The sequence below is a fragment of the Pseudomonas sp. P1.31 genome, assembly GCF_001269815.1.
In the GTDB taxonomy this organism is placed as follows: Bacteria; Pseudomonadota; Gammaproteobacteria; order Pseudomonadales; family Pseudomonadaceae; genus Aquipseudomonas; species Aquipseudomonas rustica.
Genome location: NZ_LHVN01000019.1, coordinates 505,274 through 527,149 on the forward strand (window position 1 = coordinate 505,274; position 21,876 = coordinate 527,149).

Here is a 21,876-nt window from a genome sequence, read left to right on the forward strand (position 1 = left end):
GCTCAGCATTCCCATTCCGAACGGCTGAACAGGTAACCCTTGCCCCACACGGTTTTGATCTTGCGCGCCTCGCCGGCGTGGTCATCGAACTTGCGACGCAACTTGGAAATCGCCACGTCCACCGAGCGATCGGTGCCGTTGAATTCGATGCCGCGCAGGCGTTGCAGGATCTGATCACGGCTGAGCACTTCGCCGGCATGTCGGGCCAACACCACCAACAGGTTGTATTCGCCGCTGGACAGTTCCACCGGTTGATCGCGCCAGGTCACCGTGCGCTCGGACAGGTCGATGCACAGGTTGCCCATGAGGATGCGGTCGTTGGCGGTCACCGGTTCGCCGAGGCTGCTGCGCCGTAACAACGTACGGACGCGGGCGAGCAAGACTCGCGGCTCGCAGGGTTTGGTGACGTAATCGTCGGCGCCCATTTCCAGGCCGAGCACTTGATCGTGACTGTCATCGCGCGCGGTGAGCATCAGGATCGGCAGCGTCGCCGAGTCGGCGCGCAGCAGGCGACAGACCTGTAAGCCATCAAGCCCCGGCAGCATCAGGTCGAGAATCACCAGATCCGGCGGATTGATCCGCGCCCGTTCACGCACGTGATCGCCACGGCCAATGACGCTGACGCTGTAGCCGTTGCGTTCGAGGTAGCTGGAAATCAGTTCGGCGAGGGCGGTGTCGTCTTCGACCAGGAGGATGTTGGGCATGGGTGTTCCAGAAAAGTGCTGTGGCGACTGATAAATCCCAATCGCGAGCAGGCTCACTCCTACAAGTGATTTGTGGTCAACACAGAACAGTGTAGGAGTGAGCCTGCTCGCGATGGCGGTTCATCTGTCGCAATAAATTTCAAGGGCTAAAGGATATACGCCCTCACCCGTCCCTGAGTAAAACCCTTACACAATTTCACACAGCGCCTACAAAGCTTCACCGCTACTCTCGGCGACTGTCCGTAGGATGCGGGCATCAATATTGGGGGTAGTACATGTCGAACAAACTGCTGGCCGGGCTCGGCCTGATCGCATTTGCGCTGACGCTGAGCGCGTGTGATTCATCTTCGAACGCCGAAGAACAGGCGCCGCCGGCCACGGTGCGCATCGAAACCCTTGAAGCCCGCCCGTTAACGCTGAGCAGCGAACTCAGTGGCCGCATCGCCGCGCCGCGTATCGCCGAGGTGCGTGCACGGGTGGCTGGAGTGGTGCTGGAACGCACCTTCCGCGAAGGCAGCGACGTGAAAAAAGGTCAGGTACTGTTCCGCATCGACCCGGCGCCGTTCAAGGCTGACCTCGACAGCGCCGAAGCCGCGCTGCGCAAGGCCGAGGCCAATGCGTTTCAGGCCAAGTTGCAGGAACAGCGTTATGCGCAGCTGATCGGCGACAAGGCCATCAGTGCTCAGGATTACGACAACGCCCGCGCCACCGCTCGCCAAACCGCCGCGGACGTCGCGGCCAACAAGGCTGCCGTGGAACGAGCGAAACTGAGTCTGGGTTACGCCACCGTCACTGCGCCGATCTCCGGTCGTATTGGTCGGGCGCTGGTGACGGAAGGCGCACTGGTCGGGCAGAACGAAACTACGCCATTGGCGCTGATTCAGCAGCTCAACCCGATTCACGCCGACGTCACTCAGTCGACCCGTGAACTCAATGAACTGCGCCGTGCGTTCCGCTCCGGGCAGTTGCAGCAGGTCGGTCAGGATCAGGTCAAAGCCACGCTGATTCAGGATGACGGCAGCCTCTATCCACTGCCGGGCAAGTTGCTGTTCGCTGATATCACCGTCGATCCGGGCACTGGCCAGATCATCCTGCGCAGCGAATTCCCTAACCCGGATCTCGATTTGCTGCCGGGCAGTTTTGTCCGCGTGCGTCTGGAGCAGGCAACCATTGCCAATGGCCTGACCGTGCCGCAACGCGCCGTGCAACGTGACAGTGCCGGTATCGCTCAGGTGCTGACGGTCGATGAGCAAATGCGCGTCGCCCTGCAACCGGTGCAACTAGGTGCGGTGCAGAACGATCGCTGGATCGTCACCGGCGGCCTCAAGCCCGGCGACCGCATTGTCATCGAAGGCCTGCAACACGCCCGTCCCGGCGAGAAAGTGCAGATCGACGACACCCCTCTTCCACTTGCCCAGACCTCTGGTCAGTAAGCAGGACGCTTTTATATGCCGCAGTTCTTTATCGACCGCCCGGTGTTTGCCTGGGTGGTCGCGTTGTTCATCCTCTTGGCCGGCGCGCTGGCCATCCCGCAATTACCGGTGGCGCAGTACCCCGACGTCGCACCGCCACAGATCGAAATCTATGCCGTGTACCCCGGCGCCTCGGCGCAGACCGTCGATGAAAGCGTGGTCAGCCTGATCGAAGAAGAACTCAACGGTGCCGATCACCTGTTGTACTTCGAATCGCAAAGCAGCCTCGGCAGTGCGACGATCAAAGCCACGTTCCAGCCGGGGACTAATCCCGAGCTGGCACAGGTTGATGTGCAAAACCGTCTGAAAGTGGTCGAGTCGCGTCTGCCGCAAGCGGTGAATCAGCAAGGCTTGCAGGTGGAGAAAGTTTCTTCTGGCTTCCTGCTGTTGATCACCCTGACGTCCAGCGACGGCAAGCTCGATGACGTAGCGCTCAGCGATTACCTCGCGCGCAACGTGATGAACGAGATCAAGCGTCTGGACGGCGTCGGCAAGGCGCAGCTGTACGGCGCCGAACGCGCCATGCGCATTTGGGTCGATCCGCAGAAACTGATCGGCTTCAACCTGACCCCGGCCGACGTTAACGCCGCGATCACCGCGCAAAACGCTCAAGTTTCCGCTGGCAGCATTGGTGATTTGCCGAACCCGTCGAGCCAGGAAATCACCGCGACGATTCTGGTCAAAGGCCAGTTGTCGACCCCGGAAGAATTCGCCGACATAGTGCTCAAGGCCAATCCGGACGGTTCGACCGTGCGCATCGGCGATGTGGCGCGAGTTGAAATCGGCAGTCAGGAATACCAGTTCGGCACGCGCCTCAATGGCAAACCGTCCACCGCTGTCGGCGTGCAGTTGTCGCCGGGCGCCAATGCACTCGCCACTGCAACCCTGGTGCGGGCGAAAATGGATGAGCTGTCGCGCTACTTCCCGGCCGGCGTCGAATACAAGATCCCCTACGACACGTCGCCATTCGTGAAAGTCTCGATCACCAAAGTGGTTTACACCTTGGGCGAGGCGATGCTGCTGGTGTTTGCGGTGATGTTCCTGTTTCTGCAAAACATCCGCTACACGCTGATCCCGACGCTAGTGGTGCCGGTAGCATTGATGGGTACCTTCGCGACCATGTTGGCGCTGGGTTTCTCGATCAACGTACTGACCATGTTCGGCATGGTGCTGGCCATCGGCATTCTGGTCGACGATGCCATTGTCGTGGTGGAGAACGTCGAGCGGATCATGGCCACCGAGGGTTTATCGCCCAAGGAGGCCACGCGCAAAGCGATGACGCAGATCACCGGCGCGATCATCGGCATTACGCTGGTGCTGGTCGCTGTGTTTATTCCGATGGCCTTTATGCAGGGCTCGGTCGGGGTGATTTACCAGCAGTTCTCGCTGTCGATGGCGACCTCTATTCTGTTCTCGGCGTTTCTTGCCCTGACCCTGACCCCGGCGCTGTGCGCGACCTTGCTCAAGCCGATTGCCAAGGGCGAGCATCACGAGAAAAGCGGATTCTTCGGCTGGTTCAATCGCCGTTTCGAGCAACTGACCGAGCGTTATCAGGGCTGGGTCGGCTATGCGCTCAAGCGTACCGGTCGTTATCTGCTGATTTACGTGGTGCTGCTGGTCGGTCTGGGCCTGTGCTTTATGCGCCTGCCCTCCTCGTTCCTGCCGGTTGAGGATCAGGGTTACACCATTACTGACATCCAATTGCCGCCCGGTGCTACCAAGAACCGTACGGTGCAAGTGGCCGAACAGTTCGAGGCGCACAACGCCGGCGAGCCCGGGATCAGCGACAGCGTGGTGATTCTCGGTTTCAGCTTCTCGGGTAGCGGGCAGAACGCCGCGTTGGCGTTCAGCACACTCAAGGACTGGTCTGAACGTGGCAACGATGACTCGGCCAGTTCGATTGCCGACCGCGCCAACGCCGCCCTTAGCCAGATCAAGGATGCGATGGCGTTTGCCGTGTTGCCGCCGCCAATCGATGGCCTGGGCACCTCTAGCGGCTTCGAATTCCGCCTGCAGGATCGCGGCGGCCTCGGCCACGCGACGCTGATGCAGGCGCGGACAGAGTTGCTCGCCGCAGCGGAAAAAAGCCCGGTGTTGATGAACGTACGCGAAAGCGCATTGGCTGAAGCGCCGCAAGTACAGCTTGAAGTCGACCGTAAACAGGCGAATGCCTTGGGTGTGTCGTTCGCGGATATCGGCAACGTGCTGTCCACGGCTGTCGGTTCCTCGTACATCAACGATTTCCCCAACCAGGGTCGTATGCAGCGTGTGGTGGTACAGGCCGAAGGTGATCAACGCAGTCAGGTCGATGATTTGCTGAAAATGCACGTGCGCAACAACGCCGGAAAAATGGTGCCATTGTCGGCATTCGTCCGGGCCAAATGGATTCAGGGCCCGGCGCAGTTGACGCGTTACAACGGTTATCCGGCGATTGCGATTTCCGGTGAGCCGACACCGGGGCACAGCACCGGTGAGGCCATGGCTGAGATTGAGCGCTTGGTCGCGCAAGGCCCGAAAGGCTTGGGGCAGGAGTGGACGGGGCTGTCGTTGCAGGAGCGTTTGTCCGGCAGTCAGGCGCCGATACTGCTCGGGTTGTCGCTGCTGATTGTGTTCCTGTGTCTGGCGGCGCTTTACGAGAGCTGGTCGATTCCGACTTCGGTGTTGCTGGTAGTGCCGCTTGGTGTACTCGGCGCAGTACTGGCGGTGACGCTGCGCGGCATGCCCAACGATGTGTTCTTCAAGGTCGGTCTGATCACCATTATTGGTCTGTCGGCGAAGAACGCGATCCTGATCATCGAGTTCGCCAAGAGCCTGTATGACGAGGGGCATGACCTGATCGACGCGACGTTGCAGGCGGCACGACTGCGTCTGCGGCCGATTGTGATGACTTCGCTGGCGTTCATTCTCGGTGTAGTGCCGTTGGCGATAGCGACCGGCGCGAGTTCGGCGAGTCAGCAGGCGATCGGGACGGGGGTGATTGGCGGGATGATCACCGCGACGTTGGCGGTGATTTTCGTGCCGGTGTTTTTTGTTGTGGTGATGAAGTTGGTCAAACGACCTCACGCCAGCAAAAAATAAGTTTCCGCCCGCGAGGTTATAACCGATTCAAAGGCAAATCTACTGTCAAGTCTGACAGTAGATTTGCCTGCTCTGGCGGGAGAATCTGAAGGGGATCCAACAAACCATTCAGTGTTCTGCAAAGGGAAGCTGCCATGAGCAACGGGAAAAACGATAAAAAAGTGACGGGGAAACTTAAGGCTGAAATCAAGACCTCAAGCCGGTCATACGCATTCAACTCCCAAGATGTCACCACTAATCAGAGTGGAGGCACGTTTTACTACCAGGCCTTTCACTTCTTCTGGGATCCGAGCGATCTTGTCCAGGTCAATATTTCGTTCCCCGAGACCACCAAAGCCGGTAAGTATCTGCTGAATGGCAAATCAGGCATTTACATGTCTTTCGCAACGTCGTCTGAAAATAGCTTGGGCCCTTATAAAGCCGTCAGTGGCGAGATCGATATCAAGGAGGATCCTACCGCGAGCACATTGAAAGCAGTTTTCGAATTCGAGGGTGTTAATCCCGAAGGTAAGAAAGCCACCGTCGACAAAGGCGATGTATCGATTGGCGCGTGATTAATGCAGGAGCTGCCGCAGGCTGCGATCTTTTGATCTTTTCGAACCAGGGTCAAAAGATCGCAGCCTGCGGCAGCTCCTACAAAAGCCCTCTGGCGTGCGCTATGGTGCTGGGACAGTTCGCTAACGTGAGTCCTCATGCGCTTTCTTGCCCGCACCCATCCTCGCCTGTCCGCCGCCGCACTGGTCGGTCTCGCTACCGGACTTCTGGCCCCCGCCGATTCCATCGTCAGTAAAATCCTCATTGGCTGGAACGCCGGCGTCTGGACGTATCTGGTTCTGATGCTCTGGCTGACAATCCGTGCGAAAGCGCCTGACGTCCAGCGCATCGCCGAAGTCGAAGACGAGAACGCCGCACTGGTGTTGTTCGTCGTCTGCATCGCCGCCATGGCCAGCCTTGCCACCATCACCTTCGAACTGGCGGGCAGCAAGGATCTGGAAACCAACCGCAAGTTGATTCACTACGCCTTCACCGCGCTAACGGTGATCGGTTCGTGGCTGCTGATCGGGGTGATTTTCTGTGTGCATTACGCGCGCCTGTATTACACCTGCAAAGACAAGGAGCCGGCGCTACGCTTCGCCGAAGGGTTGACCACGCCCAATTATTGGGATTTTTTGTACTTTTCCTTCACCATCGGCGTCGCGGTACAAACGTCTGACGTGGGCGTGGCGACCCGGCAACTGCGCAAGATCGTGCTGTTGCAATCGTTGCTCGGATTTGTGTTCAACACGGCGATTCTGGGTTTCTCGATCAACATTGCTGCCGGCCTGTTCGGTTGAGCGCTGCACAAATCTTCTAGGCGCCTCGCCAACAGCAGGGCTAAATTACCCGAAACTTTGCCCGACAGGTGCGGCATGGACTCTCAAAACTGGATCGATCTGGCCCAGGATGCCGACACCGGCATCGAGACCCTGCGCGCGCATTTCAAGGGGCATGCTTACGATCCGCATTGGCACGACAGCTATCTGGTCGGCATCACCGAACAAGGCGTGCAGCAATTCAACTGTCGGCGCACGAAGCACCAGAGCACGCCGGGCAAAGTGTTTCTGCTAGAGCCGGGCGATATCCATGACGGCGACGCGCCCACCGAGGGCGGCTTCACCTATCGCATGCTGTATCTCGATCCGGTGTGGATCGAACGCGAACTTGGCGCCCTGTTCGAAGATGCTCCGCTCAATAGTCAACTGAGTTTCGCCAACACCTTGATCACCGATCCGCAACTGATGCAGGCCACGCAAATGGCCTTTCAGACGCTGCACGGTGGCGAACTGAAAATCGTCCGCCAGACTGCGCTGGACAATCTGCTCGGCCAACTCACCCGCCATTTGCACTGGCGCACGCGTTACGGCGCTGATCCGCGCTTGCCGCTGGTGGCGCAAAAGGCTCGCGACTATCTGCATGCCCATGCGCATCAGGACATTGGCCTGGAGCAAGTTGCCGCCGCGACCGGCGTTGACCGCTTTCGCCTGACCCGCGCCTTCAAGGCTGCGTATGGACTGGCGCCCCACGCCTATCTGGTGCAATTGCGTCTGGCCAAGGCGCGGCGCCTGCTAGCCAGCGGCGAACAACCGGCTGCGGTGGCGGTGGAACTGGGTTTTTCTGATCAAAGCCATCTCGGTCGCTGGTTCGTTCGCGCTTACGGCCTGACCCCGGCGATGTATCGCAATCGCTGCTCAAATCTTCCAGACATGGCAGCGGGCAAGCACTGAAGATCGGCTTATCGATCTTCAACGGAGTTTGCCTGCGATGCTCTCTACTTTCCCGACGTTACTGCCGTTTCTGCTGTTCGCGTTTGTCGCCTCGATTACCCCCGGCCCGACCAATATTCTGGTGCTGAGCAACAGCGCTCGTTACGGTCTCGTTGCCGCATTGCCAATCATTTTCGGCGCCTGTGCAGCGGCGGCGTTGCTGGTGTTGGTGGTCGGCAGTGGCGCCGGCTCGGCGTTGACTGAATTACCCGGCGTACAGAAAGCCATGCAGTGGATCGGCGTGGCCTGGCTGAGTTACCTGGCCTGGCAGATTTTCCGTGCGCCCGCCGTCGAATTGAATACACAAAAAACAGGGGCTCGATTAGGGCTGACGGGAGCGGCCAGTTTGCAATTGATCAATCCGAAGACCTGGATGATGGCGTTGGCCGTGGTCAGCGTTTTTGCCGACAACGGTGAAGCCCGATTGGCGCATGTGGTGATCCTGTCACTGCTGTTTTTCCTGATCTCGCTTCCTTGTTTGGGCATCTGGGCGCTGCTCGGCGCCGGCTCTGCGCGATGGTTGCGCTCACCGCGCGCGTTGCAACGGTTCAACCGTTTGATGGCGGTTCTGTTGCTCTGTTCGGCATGGCTGAGCGTGTTGATTTAAGCCGCTCGTCGGTGCTCATACACCGCGCGGCGATCATTTACTTGACGGACGATTTGATTCTGGTGTTTCCTGAAACCGGTTTCAGCGCCTCTCACAGCGACTGAACCTATAAATCCAATAACAAGGTTTCAGACCGTGAACGACTTTTCCGCCGCCCAGCGCAGCCGCGTGACCATGCTTGATGTTGCCGAGCGCGCTGGTGTTTCCAAGGCCAGTGTCTCGCGCTTCATCGGCGAAGATCGCGCCCTGCTCTCCGATGCCATTGCCCTGCGCATCGAACAGGCAATCGACGAACTCGGCTATCGCCCGAATCAAATGGCACGCGGCCTGAAACGTGGACGCACACGTCTGATCGGCATGCTCGTCGCCGATATCCGCAACCCTTATTCAATTGCCGTGATGCACGGGGTGGAAACCGCCTGCCGTGCCCACGGCTACAGCCTGGTGGTGTGCAACACCGACCGCGATGACGAGCAGGAACGCCAGCACCTGGCGCTGCTGCGCTCTTACAACATCGAAGGCTTGATCGTGAACACCCTGGGTCATCATCGCGACGAATTGCACGAACTGCACCGTGAAATGCCGATGGTACTGGTGGATCGCAAAGTCGACGGGCTCGACAGCGACATGGTCGGGTTGAACAACCCGCACGCCGTGGAAATGGCCCTCACCCACCTTGAGCAACGCGGCTATCAAGAGGTGCTGCTGGTGACTGAGCCCTACGACGGCACCAGTTCGCGGATTGAACGAGTCAGCAGTTTTCAGCAACAGATCGCCCAGCGCTCGAAGCTGACTGGCGCGGTATTGGAAACCTCCGATGACCTTGCCGCCGAACTGCAAACCTTTTTGAAAACTTCATCTGCCGGCCCTAAAGCGCTGTTCTGCGCCAATGGCGTGGCGGCGTTGGCCAGCACCCGCGCGTTGAAGGAAATCGGCTGCCGCTTGTTTGAGGATGTCGGGCTGATCGCGCTGGATGATCTGGATTGGTATCCATTGGTGGGCAGCGGAATTACTGCGCTGGCCCAGCCCACTGAAGAGATTGGCGCGCGGGCGTTTGAGTGTTTGCTCAAGCGCTTGCGTGGGGATGATGCGGCGGCGCGGGTGCTGGATTTTGCGCCGGTGTTGGTTGAGCGTGGGTCTACCTATGGGGACGGTGGTGTTTGATCTGACGTCTTCGCGAGCAAGCTCAGCTCCTACAAAAGCGGGCTGTATCTCCCGTAGGAGCAAAGCTTGCTCGCGAAGAGGCCCTATAAAACACCACAAAACCACCTGATATTTTTTTGAACAAAAATGAAACCGGTTTCAGAGGTCAATAACAATGAATAAACCCGCCGTTTCCATCAGCCTGTCCAGCTACGGTGCCGAGCTCGTGCGCCAGCGCGGACAAGACTTTTTCATCGACGTTCTGGCCGCCGCCGGTGCCGATCGCATCGAGTGGCGCGAGGAATTGCTCACCCGTGAAGTCCCCGCGCAACTCGCCGAAGCCACTCAGGTTCTAGGCCTGCAAAGCATCTATTCCTCACCGACCGAACTGTGGCTCGCCGGCCACGCGCAGCCCAACCCGGAGCTGATCAACGCGCTGCAACACGCTGAAGCGTTCGGTTCGAAATGGCTGAAGGTCTCCCTCGGCTACTTCACCGACACCAACGACCTGCAAGCCTTGGCCCAGCGTCTGCAACAGAGTCCGGTGCAACTGCTGGTCGAGAACGATCAAACCCTGCACGGCGGTCGCATCGAGCCGTTTCAACGTTTTTTCACCGCCGTCGAACAGCACAACCTGCCGATCAAGATGACCTTCGACATCGGCAACTGGCAGTGGCAAGACCAGTCCGCCGCCAGCGCCGCGCGGCTGCTCGGGCGCCACGTCGGTTACGTGCATTGCAAAGCCGTGGCCCGCCGCGCCGACGGCAAACTGGTCGCCGTGCCGCCCGCCGCCACCGACCTGCACGTGTGGGAACAACTGCTGCGGCACATGGCCCAAGGCGTTATGCGCGCCGCTGAATACCCGCTGCAAGGCGAAGACCTGGTGCAACTGACCACTGAACACGTCGCCGCCCTCGCCCGCCTCGGCCAATCCCGTCTGGAGCCTGCTCATGTCTGAGATCGATATTCTCTCGTTCGGCGAAACCATGGCGATGCTGGTCGCTGAGCAGAGCGGTGATCTGGCCACCGTCGAACAGTTTCACAAGCGCATTGCCGGCGCCGACAGTAACGTCGCCATCGGCCTGTCGCGGCTGGGTTTCAACGTCGCGTGGCTGAGCCGTGTCGGCAATGATTCGCTCGGTCGCTTCGTGGTGCAGACGCTGGCCAATGAAGGTCTGGATTGCGGCCATGTCGCGGTCGATCCGCAACACCCGACCGGGTTTCAGTTCAAGTCGCGCAGTGACGATGGCAGCGATCCGCAGGTCGAGTACTTCCGTCGCGGTTCGGCGGCCAGTCACTTATCGCCGCGTTCGATCAACGAAACGCTGCTCAGTGCCCGCCATCTGCACGCCACCGGCATTCCGCCAGCGCTGTCCGCCACGGCACGGGAAATGTCCTTCGAACTGATGACGCGCATGCGCAATGCCGGGCGCAGCGTGTCGTTCGATCCCAACCTGCGCCCAAGCCTGTGGGCCAGCGAGCGCGAGATGATCAGCGAGATCAACCGCCTCGCCGCCCTCGCCCACTGGGTGCTGCCGGGGTTGAGCGAAGGTCGTTTGCTCACCGGGTTTGATGATCCGGCGGACATTGCCGCGTTCTATCTCGATCAGGGTGCAGAAGCTGTAGCGATCAAACTCGGCCCGCAGGGTGCCTATTACCGTACGCAGCAGACTCAGGGTTTTGTCGACGGTGTGCCGGTGGCGCAGGTGGTCGATACGGTCGGCGCCGGTGACGGTTTTGCGGTCGGGATGATCAGCGCTTTGCTCGAGCATCAGAGTTTTGCCGAGGCGGTGCAGCGGGCGAACTGGATTGGCAGTCGAGCGGTGCAGAGTCGCGGGGATATGGAGGGTTTGCCGACTCGCCTTGAATTATCCGTTGAATTTGAAACCGCTAATCGCGAGCAAGCTTTGCTCCTACAAGGGTAAGGCGTGCGTTCGCCTTTGTAGGAGCAGAGCTTGCTCGCGAAGGCGTCGGTTGACTCACCACACATTTTGATCCGTTACCTGCTGCGACAAAAACAACAAGCTCAGGAGCAACGCCATGAAAACCGCAACCCTCGCCGCCCGTCGCTGGTGGTACATCATGCCCATCGTGTTCATCACCTACAGCCTGGCGTATCTCGATCGCGCCAACTACGGTTTTGCCGCTGCTTCGGGCATGGCCGCCGACCTGATGATCACCCCGGGCCTGTCCTCGCTACTCGGTGCACTGTTCTTCCTCGGTTACTTTTTCTTCCAGGTACCGGGCGCGATTTACGCGCAAAAACACAGCGTGAAGAAGCTGATTTTCGTCAGTCTGATCCTCTGGGGCGGCCTCGCCACGTTGACCGGTGTGGTCTCCAACGCTTACTGGCTGATCGTCATCCGCTTCATGCTCGGCGTGGTCGAAGCCGCCGTCATGCCGGCGATGCTGGTCTACCTGTGCCACTGGTTTACCCGTGCCGAACGCTCGCGCGCCAACACCTTTCTGATCCTCGGCAACCCGGTGACCATGCTGTGGATGTCGGTGGTGTCGGGCTATCTGGTGCAGCATTTCAGCTGGCGCTGGATGTTCATCATTGAAGGTCTGCCGGCGGTGCTTTGGGCATTTATCTGGTGGCGTCTGGCCGATGATCGTCCGTCCCAGGCCAAGTGGCTCAGCGACGAGGAAAAGCACGATCTCGAAAGCGCCCTCGCCGCCGAACAGGTCGGCATCAAAGCGGTGAAAAACTACGCCGAAGCGTTCCGTTCGCCAAAAGTCATCATTCTCGCGCTGCAGTTTTTCTGCTGGAGCATTGGCGTCTACGGTTTTGTGTTGTGGCTGCCGTCGATCCTCAAGGCTGGCGCAGAAATGGACATGATCGAGGCCGGCTGGCTGTCGGCGCTGCCATATCTGGCCGCGGTGATCGGCATGCTGGTGGTGTCGTGGGGCTCGGACAAACTGCAAAAGCGCAAACGCTTCGTCTGGCCGCCGCTGCTGATTGCCTCCATTGCGTTCTACGGTTCCTACGCCTTGGGCGCGGAACATTTCTGGTGGTCGTACACGTTGCTGGTGATCGCCGGCGCCTGCATGTACGCGCCTTACGGGCCTTTCTTCGCAATCGTTCCAGAGATTCTGCCGGCCAATGTCGCGGGCGGCGCGATGGCGTTGATCAACAGCATGGGTGCGCTCGGCTCGTTCGGCGGCTCGTACCTGGTCGGTTACCTGAACAGCTCCACCGGTTCGCCCGGCGCCTCGTATTTGTTGATGAGCGGCGCGTTGCTGCTGTCGGTGGTGCTGACGATTTTCCTCAAGCCCGGCGCCAGTGATCGCGTCGTCGCCAAAGCCGTGGCCACGCGAGCCGTGCCGGCTCACTCCTGAAGAGATTTCTGCCATGAAAAAACACGTCGTGTTGTACAAAAAACTGTCGCCCGCGCTGATGGCGCGCCTGCAAGGGCAGTGCGAAGTGACGCTGATCAACAGCCTCGATGCCGACGGCCTCATGCAACTGCGCGATGCCCTGCCCCGCGCCCAGGGTTTGCTCGGCGCCAGTCTGAAACTGGATGCGGCGCTGCTTGATCTGGCGCCGCAACTGGAGGCCATCGCCAGTGTTTCGGTGGGCGTCGACAACTACGACATCGACTACCTGAGCCAGCGAAAGATCCTGCTGACCAACACCCCGGATGTCCTCACCGAAACCACCGCCGACACCGGTTTCGCCCTGATTCTCGCCGCCGCTCGCCGCGTGGTGGAACTGGCGAACATGGTGCGCGGTGGTCAATGGAGTCGCAACATCGGCCCGGCGCATTTCGGCACCGATGTGCACGGCAAGACGCTGGGGATTATCGGCATGGGCCGCATCGGTGAAGCGTTGGCGCAGCGCGGGCATTTCGGTTTTGGCATGCCGGTGATCTATCACAGCAATTCGTGTAAACCGGCGGTTGAGGCGCGATTTGCTGCGCAGTATCGAAGCCTTGAAGACTTGTTGCAGCAAGCCGATTTCATTTGCCTGACCTTGCCGCTGACGGCGCAGACCGAAGGCTTGATCGGTGTTGAGCAGTTTGCGTTGATGCGGCCAGAGAGCATTTTCATCAACATCTCGCGGGGCAAGGTAGTTGATGAGACGGCGATGATTGATGCGCTGCGCAACAACCGCATTCGTGCGGCGGGGCTGGATGTGTTTGAGCGAGAGCCGCTCAATCATGATTCGCCGTTGTTGCAGCTCAGTAATGTGGTGGCAACGCCGCACATGGGTTCGGCCACGCATGAAACGCGCGAGGCGATGGCGCGGTGTGCGGTGGAGAATCTGCTGGCGGCATTGGCTGGGCAGAGACCGGCGAATCTGGTGAATCCATCGGCCTGGCAGGGCTGAGGTTTTGTAGCTTTTTCAAGGCCGCCTTCGCGAGCAAGCTCTGCTCCTACAAAAGCAGATCAGCATTGCACCTGTAGGAGCAAAACTTGCTCGCGAAGAGGCCGGTGAAAGCAACACAAATCCATCAGGCACTGCGTACCTGTAAAAGCTGCGCCGCACACAGCGCAATCCGTGCACACGCATCCGCCAGTTTCACCCGATCGACCACCAACCCAATGCGAATATGCCCCGCCGCACTCGGCCCGAACGCTTCACCGGCCAACACCGACACCCCATAACCTTCTAGCAACTGCGAAGCAAACGCCTGCGCACCCAATCCGGTCTGGCGCACATCGACCATCACAAACATCCCGCCATCCGGCCGGATCGGGTGCAAACCCGGGCATCCGCGCAAGCGATCGCAGACCAGATCCCGGCGCAAACGATATTCCTCGCGCATCTGCGTCACCTCCGGCAGATCCGTCGCCAACGCCACTTCTGCGGCTTTCTGCACAAAGTCCGGCAGCCCGAACAACATGCTCAACGACAAATTGACCAAATGCTCGGCCAACGACTTAGGCCCGATCGTCCAACCGATGCGCCACCCGGTCATCGCATGGGATTTCGACAGACTATTGATCGTCGCCGTGCGCTCGGCCATGCCCGGCAGGCTCGCCGGGCTGACGTGCTCGCCTTCATAGAGCAGATCGCTGTAAACCTCGTCACTGATCAGCCACAGATCATGACGAATGCACAGCGCCGCCAGTTCCTGCCAGATCAGCAAAGACAGGCTCGCGCCGCTGGGGTTGTTTGGACTGTTGAGCAACATGGCGCGGGTTTTCGGTGTAATGCGCGCAGCGACATCGGCAGGATCCACGCGAAAACCGTTCTCCGACCGCACCGGCACTGGCACGACTTTCGCCCCGCAAGCACCAAACACCCCTTCGTAAGTCACGTACATCGGCTCAGCGACAATCACCTCGTCGCCGGGATCCAGCAGACATTGCGCCACCGAATACACCGCACATTGCGCACCGGGCATGACGATCACATTGTCAGCATCGACGGCCTGACCACTGCGCCGCCGATGCCGCTCGGCAATCAACTTGCGCAACGCCGTACGGCCACGCACTTCGGAATAATGCGTGTCGCCGGCCAACAAACTGTCGATGGCGCCGTGAATGATCGGCAACGGCGTATCGAAATCCGGATCGCCCACACTCAACAACAAAACATCGACCCCCTCGGCGCGTAGCTCCAGCGCGCGGTCGTGAATCTGCCAGGCAGCGGCTCCTTCCCCGGCGATTCGTTGGGTCAAGGCTGAATAGCGCATGTACGTCTCCTGATGGCGCGGATTCCAGCCTTCACCCTATCTCAAATCAGCCAACTCGCCAGCGGGCAACCTCGGATATTGCCGGGTTTATCGCCCTGGGAATACCTGTCAGACCTGACAGTAGACGCACGCCGACGTTGGGTAGCTAATAAAACAGTCGCTATCAGCCATAGATTTCACGAGTGAAATACAACAACGGAGTGTTGCGCAATGACCAGTCTCAACGAAACTATTCTTGAACTGACTGCACCCAGTATTCCCTACGCAAGACCCAACTTTCCCGGCAGTCAATATAATCTGATGCCTATCAATGACCTGAATCCCATGGAGGTACGGATCCCGCAATGGCCAGACTCGGATAAAGCGGCGCCAATGATCCTGACCATCAGTATCGGCCGAGATCAACAGCCCTCCGAAGACGTTGCTACCTACACCTTGTACGGGCCTCTGGATTTCAGGAATTTCCCTTTTAAAGGGGCAATACCTGCTCAGTATCTGGCACTGGAAGGTGTTTATGAGGTTGGCTACGACGTGAAAATTGAGGAAAACACCCAAACGTCGCTAAGCAATCAATTCACAATCGATAGAACCGCTCCGAACAAAAATCTGCCGGGTGAATCGCCGATTTTTCCGTTGTCTGTCATTAACGAAGGGGTGACCAGCCAGTATCTGCAGGATCACAACGACGAGGTGATTGTTGAGATTCCGGTTTACACCGATCAACGAGAAGGCGACCTCATTAGTTTTTATTTCGGCAGTTTCACTGATGGTCCAGTTTTGCGCACGACGGTCAGCGACTCAATCTCGCGCACTCTCATCCGACTATCAGGTGAAACGATTCGCAAAAAAGGTAACGGCGATCAATTTACTTATTACATTCTGGATGACCGCGCAGATAATCAGGGGCCCCATTCAAAGAGCAAATCCATTGTCGTGGCTCTGTCCTGAAATCTCTGCGTAATGGCGAAACAGGCTGAAGCCACTAATGGGCCTCAGCCTTTTTCACAGACTTCGCTCTCAAATCACAAAACGCGCCACCATCGCGTTCAAATCCACCGCCAGACGCGACAATTCATGCGTCGCGGCGCTGGTCTGGTTGGCCCCGGCTGCCGATTGCGTGGCGAGGTCGCGGATGTTGACCAGGTTGCGATCGACTTCGCGCGAGACTTGCGCCTGTTCTTCCGAGGCGCTGGCGATGACCAGATTGCGCTCGTTGATCTGGTGGATCGACTGGGTGATTTGCTCGAGTGCCACACCGGCAGCGCGGGCCATTTCCAGGGTGGATTGGGTACGCTGGTTGCTTTGCTGCATCGACGAGACCGCTTCACCGGTGCCGTTCTGGATGCCAGCGACCATTTTTTCAATTTCCTGGGTCGACTGCGCGGTGCGATGGGCCAAAGCGCGGACTTCATCGGCCACCACGGCAAAACCACGACCGGCCTCACCGGCACGGGCGGCTTCAATGGCGGCGTTGAGCGCGAGCAGGTTGGTCTGTTCGGCGATGGCGCGGATCACGTCGAGCACTTTGCCGATGTCGCGACCTTGCGTAGCCAGGCCTTCGATCATGTGCGCGGTGTTCTGCACGTCGTGGGTCATGGTCTGAATCGCGTCGACGGTTTTCACCACTTGATCGCGACCTTCGCGGGCGGCTTGCGTCGACTGGTTCGAGGCTTCGGAGGTCGAGACGGCATTGCGCGCGACTTCTTCGACGGCGGCGGTCATCTCGTTGACGGCGGTGGCGGCTTGTTCGATTTCGTTGTTTTGCTGTTGCAGGCCACGGGAGGCTTCTTCGGTGACCGCGCTGAGTTCTTCGGCGGCCGCGCCCAGTTGCGTGGCGGATCCGGCGATCTGTTCGATGGTTTTGCGCAAGTTGGTTTGCATCGACGCCAGTGCCTGAAGCAAACGTGCCGGTTCGTCGTTGCCGTCGACTTCGATGGTTTTGCTGAGGTTACCGTCGGCAATGGTTTGCGCGGCGAGTACGGCGCGATTCAGCGGAGTGACGATGCTGCGGGTCAGCAACAGCGCCAGCAACACTGTGGCAAGGGAGGCAACTACCGCGACGATAATGATGCCGGTGATAGCGCTGTCGTAATATTTGCCTGCTTGGCTGGACGCAGTTTTCGCGTCAGTGGCGTTGATTGCGATCAGTTTGTTGAGCTGCTCGCCCATCTGGTCGGTGCCGTCCTTGATCCGCGTGTTGATCAGGGTGCGCATCTCATCGACCTTGTCCTGACGCGACAGCTCCATCATCTGATTTTGCGCTTGCATGTAATTGTCGAGCGTCGCGGCGAACGCCTTGTACTGCGCGAGTTCTTCGCCGCCGGCCGGCAATGCGGCATAGCTGGCCTGAGCGCTGCGAACCTTGTCGACGAGCACGCCGATGCGCGTTTGCGCTTCCTGCAAACTCGCCGGCTCACGATTGACTAACACCCGAAACGACAAAATGCGCAGGCGCAGGACGTTCTCGGTCACGACGCCGAGATAACCGACGCTGGGCAGTTGGTTGGTTTCCATGTCGATGGAGGCTTGGCGGATGGTGGTCATGCGATTGACGGCGAACACGCCGAGCACGATCACCAACAAAGCGATAAAAGCAAAACCGAGGAAAGCACGCGGGGCGATGTTCAAGTTGCGCAAGGACATAGTTGGACTCTCGGATGATAGAAGCGACGAGCGTCCATGCCCTGATCACTGGCCCGTGGGGTGGGCTTCAGTCCGGCGTCACTGTTTTAGAATGCTTGTGCTCGCCTGATAGCTATATCGGCCAGGCTTGAGGAAGGTTGCGGGTAAAGCGCAAATATTTTTCAGGGTGTTACAGCAATGAAACACCAACGCACCCCCTGTGGCGAGGGGATTTATCCCCGTTGGGCTGCGAAGCGGCCCCCAGCAATCTGTCAGGTAAACCGCGCGTACAGGTATTGCGACTGCTGCGCAGCCGAACGGGGATAAATCCCCTCGCCACAGGGGTTCTCTTTGCGGTTTAGAAATTACGGTGAGCCATCTGCCAGACGCGCGCGATATCGGTCGCGCGTTCACGCAGCAAACGCGGCGCTTCGGCGCACGCTTGCTCCAGCGTCATCGGGCCGCTGGTCACAGCAAATGCGGCATCGATACCGTGTCCGTAGAGTTCCTGATAGCCCTCGCCCAGGGTTCCCGCGATGACGATCACCGGCACGTCGTGCTGCTTGGCAATCCGCGCCACGCCAAACGGGGTTTTGCCGCGCAAGGTCTGTGCGTCGAAGCGCCCTTCCCCGGTGATGACCAGATCCGCACCTTTCACTGCTTCGGCGAGACCAACCAGTTCGGCCACCACTTCAACGCCAGCCTGAAACTGTGCGCCAAGAAACGCCTTGGCGGCGAAACCCAGTCCACCCGCTGCGCCGCTACCCGGCTCATCACGAACGTCTTTGCCCAATGCCTGCGCGCACAATTCGGCGAAATGGCCGAGGGCCAGATCCAGTTGCTGAACCTGCGCCGGTGAAGCACCTTTCTGCGGGCCGAAAATCGCCGAGGCACCGTGCGGGCCGCACAGCGGATTGTTCACGTCGGCGGCAATGTCGAAACGCACTGCGGCCAGACGCGGATCGAGGTCACTCAGATCCAGTCGCGCCAGTTGCGCCAGTGCCAAACCGCCTGGCACCAATGCTTGTCCTTGCGAATTGAGCAATTTCACGCCCAACGCCTGCATCGCACCGGCACCCGCGTCATTGGTCGCACTGCCGCCAATCGCCAGAATCACCCGTTGCGCGCCGGCATCCAGCGCGGCACGAATCAATTCACCGGTGCCGAACGTGCTGCTGATGCACGCATCGCGCTGCCCCGGCGGCACCAATTGCAAACCACTGGCCTCGGCCATTTCGATAATCGCGGTGTGGTTGTGCGGCAACCAGCCCCACGCCGCCTCAACCGGCGCGCCCAGCGGGCCACGCACGCGGGTGCGGCGCAGTTCGCCTTCGCAGGCCGCGAGAATCGACTCGACCGTGCCTTCGCCACCGTCGGCCATCGGGCATTTGACCAAAGTAGCTTGCGGCCAGACTTGCGCCAGGCCAAGGGCAATGGCCTCGGCGACGCCTTGGGCACTCAGGCTGTCCTTGAACGAGTCGGGGGCGATGACGATCTTCATGCGAATTCTCCAGTTCCAATGCCCCTCATGCTGCCAGTCGGCATGCGCATTGACGCCTGTCCGCTGCACAAGTGGCGCGGGCGTTTATTGTTCATTTTCACAAAAGCAGGTTGCATACGCCCGTGTAGGAGCTGCCGCAGGCTGCGATCTTTTGATTTTGCTTTTAAAAGATCGCAGCCTTCGGCAGCTCCTACAGAGGGTTATGAGTCAGTCTGGGGAAGCAGCTGCACCCCAAGATAAAGCGCCAACATCCCATCCAGCCGCAGCGGATCAACCCCACTGAGCTCGGCAATCCGCTCCATCCGATATCGCAGACTATTGCGATGAATCCCCAGCGCATCCGCACAAGCCTGACTCTGGCCGTCGTGCTCGCACCAGCTGCGCAACGTCGCCAATAACTGGCCGTTAGCGTCCTTGGCGATCACCTTGCGCAGCGGTTTGAGCAACTCATCCAGCGCATCATCGTTGCGGTGCCGCCACAACATCACCGGCAATCGATAACGATTGAGCGTCAGCAAACGCGAGTGCGGCAACACCTCGCGACCATAAGCCAGCAAATCTGCCACGCGACGATAACAACGCCGCAATCCGCCAAGGCCGTCCGCCTGCCCGCCGACCGCAATGCGCAACACCTTCCAGCCGAGGCCATCGAGTTTCTCCAGCAAACGATCGTGCTCGACGTTCTGGCTCGCCGGCCGACACCACAGCAACGAAGTCTTCGCCGAACTCACGCACCAACTGTCCGGATAGCGCGAGGTCAGCCACGCGCTCAGCGCCTCGACCGTCTGCCCCGGCCCATGCTCCAGACCCAATTCGAACAGATACGGTATCCGCGTCAATTGCGGTTTGAGCCCCAGTTGCTGCGCTTCATCGACCAGGCGCGGCGAATCCCCCGCCTCACTCAACAGCAACGCCAGCAGATCATCACAACGCTGACGCCGCCATTGCTGCTCGGCCTGCTGATTGCGCTGGCCGACGAGCATTTCCGCGGTCATGCGCACCAATTCGGCGTAGGTGCGCAGCAATTCCGGCTCGCCGGTGATGCCGAGCACGCCGATCAAACGTTGATCGAGCAGCAGCGGCAGGTTGATCCCCGGCTGCACGCCCTTGAGATGCACCGCCGTCTGCGCATCGATTTCGACCACACGACCATTGGCCAACACCAGTTGCGCGCCCTCGTGACGAGTGTTGATGCGCTCCGGTTCGCCACTGCCCAGAATCAAACCCTGGCTGTCCATGACATTGACGTTGTAGGGCAAAATGGCCATGGCCCGGTCGACGATGTCCTGGGCAAGGTCGTGATCGAGTTCGAACATAACGGCGGCAATCCTTATTTTCTGGCACTGGCAGTTGTTCAGCCGCACAGGGTCTGGCGGCAAACCCTGTGCTCAGGCACAAAGACAATCCGGCCACAGGTGACCGAGACTCTCGGGGCGATCAACGTTAACCTGTGCATCGCAAAAAATCATAATAAAGAGAGAGCCGCTATGTCGCACAGCGCCGCAGCTACCCAGACCAAAGACGACGATAAAAATGCCGTTTATAAACGCATCACCCTGCGTTTAATCCCCTTCATCTTCATCTGCTACTTGTTCAACTACCTCGACCGGGTCAACGTTGGATTTGCCAAACTGCAGATGCTCGACGCACTGAAATTCAGCGAAACCGTATACGGCCTCGGTGCCGGTATTTTCTTCATCGGCTACGTGCTGTGCGGCGTGCCGAGCAACCTGGCGTTGACCAAGTTCGGTCCGCGGCGCTGGATTGCGGTGATGATGATCACCTGGGGCACGCTGTCGACCTGCCTGTTGTTCGTCACCACACCTACCGAGTTCTACACCCTGCGCCTGTTTACCGGTGCCGCCGAAGCCGGGTTCTTCCCGGGCGTCGTGCTGTATCTCTCGCAGTGGTTCCCAACGTTCCGTCGCGGCCGGATCATGGCGCTGTTCATGTCGGCGATCCCGGTTTCCGGTTTGCTCGGCAGCCCGTTCTCCGGCTGGATTCTCAACCACTTCGCCGCCGGCCAAGGTGGTCTGGCCGGCTGGCAGTGGATGTTCCTGCTGCAAGGCATTCCAACCGTGGTGCTCGGCGCCCTAGCCTATTTCCTGCTGAGCGACAGCTTCGCCAACGCCAAGTGGCTGACCCCGCATGAGCGCGCAGTGCTTGAGGCGGATCAGGCTGAAGATCTGGCGAACAAGCCGAAGACCACGTCCGACTCGTTGCTCGCAGTGTTCAAGAATCCGGCGATCTGGGCGTTCGGCCTGATCTACTTCTGCATCCAGAGCGGCGTGTACGCGATCAACTTCTGGCTGCCGTCGATCATCAAAAACCTTGGCTTCAGCGATAACCTGGTGATCGGCTGGTTGAGCGCGATCCCGTATCTGCTGGCAGCGGTATTTATGCTGGTAGTCGGCCGCTCGGCGGACTTGCGCAAAGAACGTCGCTGGCACTTGGTGGTGCCGATGCTAATGGGCGCGATCGGTCTGGTGATTGCGGTGAATTTCGCGGCTAACCCGGCGATTGCGATTCTTGGTCTGACCATTGCGACCATGGGCGCGCTGACCGGTTTGCCGATGTTCTGGCCGGTGCCGACAGCGATGCTGAGCGCAGGTGCTGCTGCCGGTGGTCTGGCGTTGATCAACTCGATGGGGCAAATGGCTGGGTTCCTCAGCCCGTACCTGGTGGGTTGGGTCAAGGACAGCACCGGTTCGACCGATGCGGCGCTGTATCTGCTGGCGGGTGTGATTGTCGGCGGGAGTTTGCTGGCGTTGCGCATGACGCGGACGTTGCGGGCTTAAATAGCA

18 protein-coding genes and 1 pseudogene are annotated in these 21,876 nt (G+C 59.4%); 13 read left to right on the forward strand and 6 right to left on the reverse strand.

Annotated elements, in window-relative coordinates:
* Positions 1 to 2: 2 nt before the first annotated feature.
* The gene (locus AD669_RS13000; RefSeq protein ID WP_053120306.1) at positions 3 to 704 is read right to left on the reverse strand and encodes a response regulator transcription factor; all 702 of its coding nucleotides are present in this window, start codon (positions 702 to 704) and stop codon (positions 3 to 5) included.
* A 275-nt stretch (positions 705 to 979) separates the two neighbouring features.
* On the opposite strand from AD669_RS13000, the gene AD669_RS13005 reads away from it, so the two are divergent.
* The 11 genes from AD669_RS13005 (at position 980) to AD669_RS13055 (ending at position 13,637) form a co-directional block, all read left to right on the forward strand.
* Positions 980 to 2,137, forward strand: coding sequence for an efflux RND transporter periplasmic adaptor subunit (locus AD669_RS13005; protein WP_053120308.1), 1,158 nt, complete (start codon positions 980 to 982; stop codon positions 2,135 to 2,137).
* 15 nt (positions 2,138 to 2,152) lie between these two features.
* Positions 2,153 to 5,254 carry an efflux RND transporter permease subunit gene (locus tag AD669_RS13010; RefSeq protein WP_053120310.1) on the forward strand — a complete coding sequence of 1,034 codons (3,102 nt, stop codon included), beginning with the start codon at positions 2,153 to 2,155 and terminating at the stop codon, positions 5,252 to 5,254.
* A gap of 134 nt (positions 5,255 to 5,388) precedes the next feature.
* Positions 5,389 to 5,808 (forward strand): hypothetical protein, encoded by a 420-nt coding sequence (locus AD669_RS13015; RefSeq protein ID WP_053120312.1) that lies wholly within the window; start codon positions 5,389 to 5,391, stop codon positions 5,806 to 5,808.
* Between the two features lie 138 nt (positions 5,809 to 5,946).
* On the forward strand, positions 5,947 to 6,588 hold the full coding sequence (locus AD669_RS13020; RefSeq protein WP_053120314.1) for a DUF1345 domain-containing protein: 642 nt from the start codon (positions 5,947 to 5,949) through the stop codon (positions 6,586 to 6,588).
* Positions 6,589 to 6,663: 75 nt separating this feature from the next.
* The gene (locus AD669_RS13025) at positions 6,664 to 7,518 is read left to right on the forward strand and encodes an AraC family transcriptional regulator (protein ID WP_053120315.1); all 855 of its coding nucleotides are present in this window, start codon (positions 6,664 to 6,666) and stop codon (positions 7,516 to 7,518) included.
* Positions 7,519 to 7,555: 37 nt separating this feature from the next.
* On the forward strand, positions 7,556 to 8,164 hold the full coding sequence (locus AD669_RS13030; protein ID WP_053120316.1) for a LysE family translocator: 609 nt from the start codon (positions 7,556 to 7,558) through the stop codon (positions 8,162 to 8,164).
* A 135-nt stretch (positions 8,165 to 8,299) separates the two neighbouring features.
* On the forward strand, positions 8,300 to 9,328 hold the full coding sequence (locus tag AD669_RS13035; RefSeq protein ID WP_053120317.1) for a LacI family DNA-binding transcriptional regulator: 1,029 nt from the start codon (positions 8,300 to 8,302) through the stop codon (positions 9,326 to 9,328).
* 154 nt (positions 9,329 to 9,482) lie between these two features.
* Positions 9,483 to 10,265: a sugar phosphate isomerase/epimerase gene (locus AD669_RS13040; RefSeq protein WP_053120318.1), complete on the forward strand. Its 783-nt coding sequence runs from the start codon at positions 9,483 to 9,485 to the stop codon at positions 10,263 to 10,265.
* A complete protein-coding gene (locus AD669_RS13045; protein WP_053120320.1) occupies positions 10,258 to 11,232 on the forward strand; it encodes a sugar kinase in 975 nt (324 codons plus the stop codon). The genes AD669_RS13040 and AD669_RS13045 overlap by 8 nt, the downstream gene beginning before the upstream one ends.
* A gap of 115 nt (positions 11,233 to 11,347) precedes the next feature.
* Complete coding sequence (locus AD669_RS13050) at positions 11,348 to 12,646, forward strand: MFS transporter (protein ID WP_053120322.1); 1,299 nt, start codon at positions 11,348 to 11,350, stop codon at positions 12,644 to 12,646.
* Positions 12,647 to 12,659: 13 nt separating this feature from the next.
* A complete protein-coding gene (locus tag AD669_RS13055) occupies positions 12,660 to 13,637 on the forward strand; it encodes a D-glycerate dehydrogenase (RefSeq protein ID WP_053120324.1) in 978 nt (325 codons plus the stop codon).
* A 124-nt stretch (positions 13,638 to 13,761) separates the two neighbouring features.
* On the opposite strand, the gene AD669_RS13060 is transcribed toward AD669_RS13055, so the two are convergent.
* Positions 13,762 to 14,949 (reverse strand): pyridoxal phosphate-dependent aminotransferase, encoded by a 1,188-nt coding sequence (locus AD669_RS13060; protein ID WP_053120326.1) that lies wholly within the window; start codon positions 14,947 to 14,949, stop codon positions 13,762 to 13,764.
* 210 nt (positions 14,950 to 15,159) lie between these two features.
* On the opposite strand from AD669_RS13060, the gene AD669_RS13065 reads away from it, so the two are divergent.
* Positions 15,160 to 15,897: a hypothetical protein gene (locus AD669_RS13065; RefSeq protein WP_053120328.1), complete on the forward strand. Its 738-nt coding sequence runs from the start codon at positions 15,160 to 15,162 to the stop codon at positions 15,895 to 15,897.
* Positions 15,898 to 15,966: 69 nt separating this feature from the next.
* Here AD669_RS13065 and AD669_RS29010 read toward each other — a convergent pair whose 3' ends face one another.
* The 4 genes and pseudogenes from AD669_RS29010 to AD669_RS13080 all read right to left on the reverse strand — a co-directional run bounded on the left by AD669_RS29010 (position 15,967) and on the right by AD669_RS13080 (position 20,388).
* Entirely contained in the window at positions 15,967 to 16,515 is a 549-nt protein-coding gene (locus tag AD669_RS29010) for a methyl-accepting chemotaxis protein (RefSeq protein WP_371262376.1), read from the reverse strand.
* A 357-nt stretch (positions 16,516 to 16,872) separates the two neighbouring features.
* Positions 16,873 to 17,592, reverse strand: a pseudogene (locus tag AD669_RS29015) (MCP four helix bundle domain-containing protein); the annotation flags it as partial.
* Positions 17,593 to 17,929: 337 nt separating this feature from the next.
* A complete protein-coding gene (locus AD669_RS13075) occupies positions 17,930 to 19,072 on the reverse strand; it encodes a glycerate kinase (protein ID WP_053120332.1) in 1,143 nt (380 codons plus the stop codon).
* 200 nt (positions 19,073 to 19,272) lie between these two features.
* Complete coding sequence (locus AD669_RS13080) at positions 19,273 to 20,388, reverse strand: sugar diacid recognition domain-containing protein (RefSeq protein ID WP_053120334.1); 1,116 nt, start codon at positions 20,386 to 20,388, stop codon at positions 19,273 to 19,275.
* Positions 20,389 to 20,559: 171 nt separating this feature from the next.
* Between AD669_RS13080 and AD669_RS13085 the strand changes: the two genes are divergently transcribed.
* The gene (locus AD669_RS13085) at positions 20,560 to 21,870 is read left to right on the forward strand and encodes an MFS transporter (RefSeq protein WP_053120336.1); all 1,311 of its coding nucleotides are present in this window, start codon (positions 20,560 to 20,562) and stop codon (positions 21,868 to 21,870) included.
* Positions 21,871 to 21,876 lie beyond the last annotated feature (6 nt).